Genomic DNA, 5,515 nt, shown 5'->3' on the forward strand with positions numbered 1-5,515 from the left:
GGACCCCCAGCGTCCTACTGACCCACGGGCTCGGAACGCGCCAAGGCGACACGACGTCCGCCGGACGACCACACACCGATTTTCACGCACACAGGGTGTCGCCGTCAGGCGACCGGATTACTGACCCGCCGCGCTCCAACCGGCGTCCGGGCCGGCCCGACCCGTCGCTCGAACCGGCGGCCGGACCGGCCCGAAACACGGACTCGACGGCGCGGAGCATCGCCGGAAAGATCTCGTCCCCGTTGCGCAGGGGGACCAGCCGGTTCCCCTCGGTGGCGGCGATCCCGATCAGGCGCTCCAGCCGGCGTCTTATCCGCTGTTTGCGGCGCTCGGCGAGTGCCTGCGGGCCCTCCCCGCCGAGCGCGTCCCGGGCGTCGGGAGAGACGGTTGTCATCACATCACCCGGTCCGTCGGCGCGCCGTCCGCGCCTTCCGCCCGTTCGGTGCGCAGGGCGAGGACGACACACATGACGCCGAGCACGACGAGCAGCGCCATGACGGGGAAGTACGGCGACGGTACGACGGCGGCGAGGGGCATCATGCCGCTTCTTCTGCCCCCGGCCGTAGGGTTGAAGCAGTACCCGTACCGGTGCGACCCGGCACCCGACCGGAAGGAACGGGCGCCCCGGCCTGTGGGACCGGGCAGCGGTACGCCCGACCGGCCGCCCGGGCCGCCGTCCGCCGCTTGCCGGGATCGTGCTCCTCACGGAGCATGAGAGATGGTTGCCCGGGGGAAACAGTCCTGCCCGCCCAGTCCGGAGAGGTGAGGGGTTCGCGCAGCGGGCCCTAGACGTGTGGAGATTGCCGCCAGTCGTACCCAGCCGGCAGCCGGTGCCATGACCGCCGCGGCCGACGAGACTGCTCCCTGCCCGATGCTCGTGGTCGCCGCCGACGGCGCGGTGCGCCGAGCCAACGCGGCGGCGCGTGCCGTCTTCCCGCGCGCACGGACCGGGGCCCGCTTCGAGGAGGTGGTGCCCGACTGGCTGTCGTCCGCCCACCACCGCCGGCACGACCCGGCACGGCCGGGGCTCGCGGGCCCCGAGGCGCCGGTGCACGGGTGGGTGAGGCAGCGGTTCTTCGAGGCGCACCGTTCGCACGCCGGGAACGGCGACGTCGTGTGGTGGCTGACCGACGACACCGCCCACCGCGCGGCCCAGGAGGCACTGCACCGGGAGCGCGAACGCACCGAGTTCCTCGCCGAGGCCTCCAGCCTGCTACTGGTCTCCCTCAACCTGGAGCGCTGCATGGCCGTGACCGCGCGGCTCGCCGCCCGGTACCTCGCCGACGCCGCGATGGTCGTCGCCCCGCCCGCAGGCCGCCGCACCGTGATCACCTCCTGCGTGCGCGGCGGCGAACCCACCAGGATCACCAGCACCACGGAAGCCCCGGAGACGGTGCCGGGACTGGCGGAAGCACTGCGCGGCTTCCCACCGGTTCCCTCGCGCTGGATCGACCCCGCCGCGGCGCCCGACTGGCTGCTGCCCGCCGGCTTCGGCCATCTCGGCTCCGTCGTCGTCACCCCGCTGCCCGGGCACGGAGTACCGGCGGGCGCGCTGATCCTGATGCGCCGGACAGACCGGGCGGCGTTCGACGACCACGAGGAGGTCTTCGCGAGGCTCTTCGCCGCGCGGGCCGGGGCGGCGATGTCGGCCGCGCGGCTGTACGCCGAGCAGGCCTCCATCACCGACACCCTGATGCGGGAACTGCTGCCGCCCTCCCTCCACCACGTGAACGGCGTCGAGTTCGCGGGCGGCTACCGGCCCGCCGGCAGCAGCGAGCGGGTCGGCGGGGACTTCTACGACCTGCACCCCGCCGCCACCGCCGAGGAGGAGTCCCTCGTGACGCTCGGCGACGTGTGCGGCAAGGGCCTGGAAGCGGCGGTGATGACGGGCAAGATCCGTAACACGCTCCAGGCACTGCTGCCGCTCGCGGGCGACCACCAGAGGGTCCTGAGCCTGCTCAACGGCGCGCTCTTCGCCTCCTCGCACACCCGCTTCGCGACCTTGGCGCTCGCCTCCGCCAGACGGATCGGCGACTCGGTCCGGGTACGCCTCACCTCGGCGGGGCACCCGGCGCCGCTCGTCGTGCGCGCCGACGGCTCCGTGGAGGCGGCCGTGACCCGCGGCACACTCGTCGGGGTACTCCCCGAGGTCCACTCCACCAGCTGCACCGTCACCCTCGCCCCCGGGGAGACCTGCGTGCTCTACACGGACGGCATCACCGAGGCCCGGGGCGGTCCGCTCGGCGACGGCATGTTCGGTGAAGAACGCCTCGAACGCGCCCTGCGGGACTGCGCGGGCATGCCCGCCGAAGCGGTCGTAGAACACGTCCTGATGCTCGCCGACCAGTGGATCGGCGCCGGCGGTCACGACGACATGGCCGTGGTCGCGATCACCGCGCCACGTGGCGCGAATCACGGTCCTGAGAGCGGACGCGGCGGGGAAGAAGCCACGCCATGACCGTGAACACAGCCGGCGAGGACCCCCGGCCGTGGGCCGACAGGCTCTGGTCCGCGGTGTCCGACGGCGACGAACGCACCGCCGTGGACGCGGCGTTCGGCGCGCTGGACGCGGGTGTCGCCCCGGAGAGCGTCCTGCTCGACGTCGTCGGCGCCGTACAGCGCAGGGTCGGCGAGGAGTGGGCCGCGAACCGCATGACCGTTGCGGCGGAGCACGCGGCCACCGCCATCAACGACCGTGTCATCGCCGTTCTGGCCCACCACCCCGCGTGGCGCGCCGCCGTCCCCGAGCGGGCCCCGGGCGGCGGCACCGGCCGGATCACCGTCGCCTGCGTCGAAGGCGAGTGGCACGCGCTGCCCGCGCGGCTGCTGGCGGAAGTGCTCCGGCTGCGCGGCTGGCGCGTGGACTACCTCGGCGCCCAGGTCCCCGCACCGCACCTGATCGCGCACCTGCACCGCACCGCGTGCGACGCCGTCGCGCTGTCCAGCTCGATCGCCACCCGGCTGCCCGGCACCCACGCCACGATCACGGCCTGCCGGGCCATCGGTGTCCCCGTCCTGGTCGGAGGAGCCGCCTTCGGCGCCGACGGCCGCCACGCCCGCCTGCTCGGCGCCGATGCCTGGGCGCCCGACGCCCGCGCCGCGGCGGAACTCCTTGCCGAGGGGCTGCCGGCCAGGAGCGGCGGGGCAGGGACGGACCACCGGCCGGCGGAGGACCTGCCGCACCTCGCCGACCAGGAGTACACGCTCGTCAAGGGCGCGGCACCGGCCCTGGTCAGGGGCACCATGGCCGCGCTGGAGCAGACCGTCCCCGCGACGCGTGGGTACACCGAGGCCCAGCGCGAGCGCACCACCGAGGACATCGCGCACATCGCCGACTTCCTCGCCACCGCCCTCTACACCGACGACACGGAACTGTTCCTCGGCTTCATCCGCTGGACGGCGGGTGTCCTCGACGCGCGCGGCGTACCCGCCCAGGACCTGGCATCGGGGCTCGAGGCCCTGCGCGAGCAGTTGAGGGACCTTCCCCGGGCCGCCCGCATGATCGGTCTCGCGGTGGACGAGATCCGCCGCACCACGCATGGCCCGACGCCTTCCGCGCCGCGGGACGTGCCGGAGCTGCTCCGCGGGCGGAACCCGGACGACCGGGATCATCAGGACCACCCGGATCACCCGGACCTCGCACTGCCGCCCCACGGCAGACCCGTCTGACGACGGCCCTCCCCGCCCTCGGCGCGTCGGCGTCTCCGGCCGAACCGGGATCACCGGTCCCGCGTTTGGTCAGCGAGGTCCTCGGATGCTGTCGATGATGCGGGTCCAGTTGTCGCTGCCATGTCCGTCCTCGATCGCGCGCCGGTAGTGGGCCTGCACGGCCAGTGGGAGCGCGAGGTCGAGGCCGAGTGACGTGCTGGTCTCGACGATGTGGTCGGACGTCGCACCCATCATGGTGACCGTGCTGAGGTCGCCGGGATGCTCTCCAGCGTCGAGCGCGGCGCCGGGGTTCTCTTCACCAGCCCTCAGGATGTCGCCGGTCGAGTCGGCGGAGGAGAGCAACTCCGGTAGCACTTCCCCGGCCTTCATTCCTGCGGTACCCAGCATCGCGGTGGCGTGCATCAGCCCGGACAGGGTGGTGAGGAACACCGCGAGTTGGGCTTGATACATCATCTGGGCGAGGCCTGGGTCCTCGCCCAGATGCTTCGGTGTTCCGAGCAGTGCCAACGCCGCCAGGTGGCTCTCCATCACCTGGTCGCGGCCGCTGTAGTAGACGTGGGCTGCCTCCGTGCCGACCATCGGGGCGGGGACCATGACACCTCCGGTGAGGAACGTGGCGTCGTGGCCGGCCGCCCAGGTTGCCGCCTCGCGTGAACGGTCGGGAGTGTCAGAGCTCAGGTTGACCAGCGTCCGGCCGGCGAGCGATTCGGTTGCGCTGCCGAGGATGTCGTACATCGCCTGGTAGTCGGTCAGGCTGAGGATCACGAGGTCGCTCGCTTCGACCGCCTCGCTGGGTGTCGCCGCGAGCGTCGCTCCGTCGGCCACGACGCCGTCGGCCCGACCGGCGGTGCGGTTCCAGACGGTGACCGGGTGGCCGGCGGCGAGGAGGGTGCGGGTCATAGCCTGGCCCATCGGGCCCAGCCCGATCACGGTGACAGCGCTGCCCTGCCTGGTGGTGCGGTCCTGTTGTTCGTTCACCCCTCCATGCTCGGAGAGCGCCACTACTCTCGGAAGTACCCACTATTTTCTGCGGTACTTACCTTTTCGTAAGGGGATCAGTGATGGCCAAGGCGCCGAGATGCGGGCCCTATATCTGCGGCATCGATGCCGCGCTCGACGTCGTGAGCGGCAAGTGGAAGGGACTGATCCTCTGGGAACTCGACGCCCATCGCGTACGCCGCTTCGCAGAGCTCCGTCGCGGTCTGCCGGGAGTGAGCGAGAAAATGCTGACGCAGCACTTGCGTGAGATGGAGGAGGACGGTCTCGTGCACCGGGATGTCTATGCCGAGGTCCCGCCGCGGGTGGAGTACTCCCTGACTGAGCACGGGCGCACGCTCAATCAAGCACTCGGGCCGCTCGGCGCCTGGGGGGTTGCGCGGATGCGTCGCGAAGGCTTCGAAGCGGTCGACCTGGCCGGGACCTCACACGGCTCAGTATCCCGGCACCAACCCCGTGCGCGCGCCGCTGCTGAGGACAATGCTGCGCGGCCGTCGTCCTGAACACCCGCTGGCGCCCGCGAACTGCACGACAACCTTGCGGGCTCGCCGGCCCTCCCCGCCGGACCCCGCCCCATCGCCATCGGGTGCACCGAACGGACGGCGCCGGCCCGAACGGGTCGGTGTCGGGGACCGACATGGATCCAACAAGGTCGGCTCCCAGGACCTCCAGCGCTTCGGCGGCACCTGCTTCCGTGCACGACGCCCACGTCGCGGCGGTGGTGACCACCAGCGATTTCACGGCCCCCGCCGTCGAGTACGCCGAGCGGTGCGGCATCCTCTGCTTCGACCGCACGGCGCTCCGGGCATGGAGCGACGGCACGGGTCCGGCACCCTGGTCGACCATTGCC

The 5,515-nt window shown here is 72.3% G+C and carries 5 protein-coding genes and 2 pseudogenes; 4 read left to right on the forward strand and 3 right to left on the reverse strand.

Annotated features, from left to right (window positions below; all coding sequences use genetic code 11):
• Positions 1-199 precede the first annotated feature (199 nt).
• Both GUY61_RS33875 and GUY61_RS33880 read right to left on the reverse strand, forming a co-directional pair.
• Positions 200-394 (reverse strand): annotated as a pseudogene (locus tag GUY61_RS33875) (cardiolipin synthase B); the annotation flags it as partial.
• The gene (locus tag GUY61_RS33880; protein WP_166634151.1) at positions 394-540 is read right to left on the reverse strand and encodes a hypothetical protein; all 147 of its coding nucleotides are present in this window, start codon (positions 538-540) and stop codon (positions 394-396) included. The gene GUY61_RS33880 and the pseudogene GUY61_RS33875, both read right to left, overlap by 1 nt.
• A 295-nt stretch (positions 541-835) precedes the next feature.
• On the opposite strand from GUY61_RS33880, the gene GUY61_RS33885 reads away from it, so the two are divergent.
• Both GUY61_RS33885 and GUY61_RS33890 read left to right on the forward strand, forming a co-directional pair.
• Entirely contained in the window at positions 836-2,458 is a 1,623-nt protein-coding gene (locus tag GUY61_RS33885; RefSeq protein ID WP_243766944.1) for a PP2C family protein-serine/threonine phosphatase, read from the forward strand.
• On the forward strand, positions 2,455-3,669 hold the full coding sequence (locus GUY61_RS33890) for a B12-binding domain-containing protein (protein ID WP_166634152.1): 1,215 nt from the start codon (positions 2,455-2,457) through the stop codon (positions 3,667-3,669). The genes GUY61_RS33885 and GUY61_RS33890 overlap by 4 nt, the downstream gene beginning before the upstream one ends.
• 69 nt (positions 3,670-3,738) lie before the next feature.
• Here the strand turns inward: GUY61_RS33890 and GUY61_RS33895 are convergent, their stop codons facing one another.
• Positions 3,739-4,647, reverse strand: a complete 909-nt coding sequence (locus GUY61_RS33895; protein WP_166634153.1) for an NAD(P)-binding domain-containing protein — start codon at positions 4,645-4,647, stop codon at positions 3,739-3,741.
• Between the two features lie 83 nt (positions 4,648-4,730).
• Here GUY61_RS33895 and GUY61_RS33900 point away from each other — a divergent pair, with 83 nt between their 5' ends.
• Together GUY61_RS33900 and GUY61_RS40840 are read left to right on the forward strand one after the other, a co-directional pair.
• Positions 4,731-5,168 carry a helix-turn-helix domain-containing protein gene (locus GUY61_RS33900; protein ID WP_243766945.1) on the forward strand — a complete coding sequence of 146 codons (438 nt, stop codon included), beginning with the start codon at positions 4,731-4,733 and terminating at the stop codon, positions 5,166-5,168.
• An 88-nt stretch (positions 5,169-5,256) separates the two neighbouring features.
• Positions 5,257-5,515, forward strand: a pseudogene (locus tag GUY61_RS40840) (restriction endonuclease); the annotation flags it as partial.

This window comes from Streptomyces sp. GC420, from assembly GCF_009916105.1.
GTDB lineage: Bacteria > Actinomycetota > Actinomycetes > Streptomycetales > Streptomycetaceae > Streptomyces.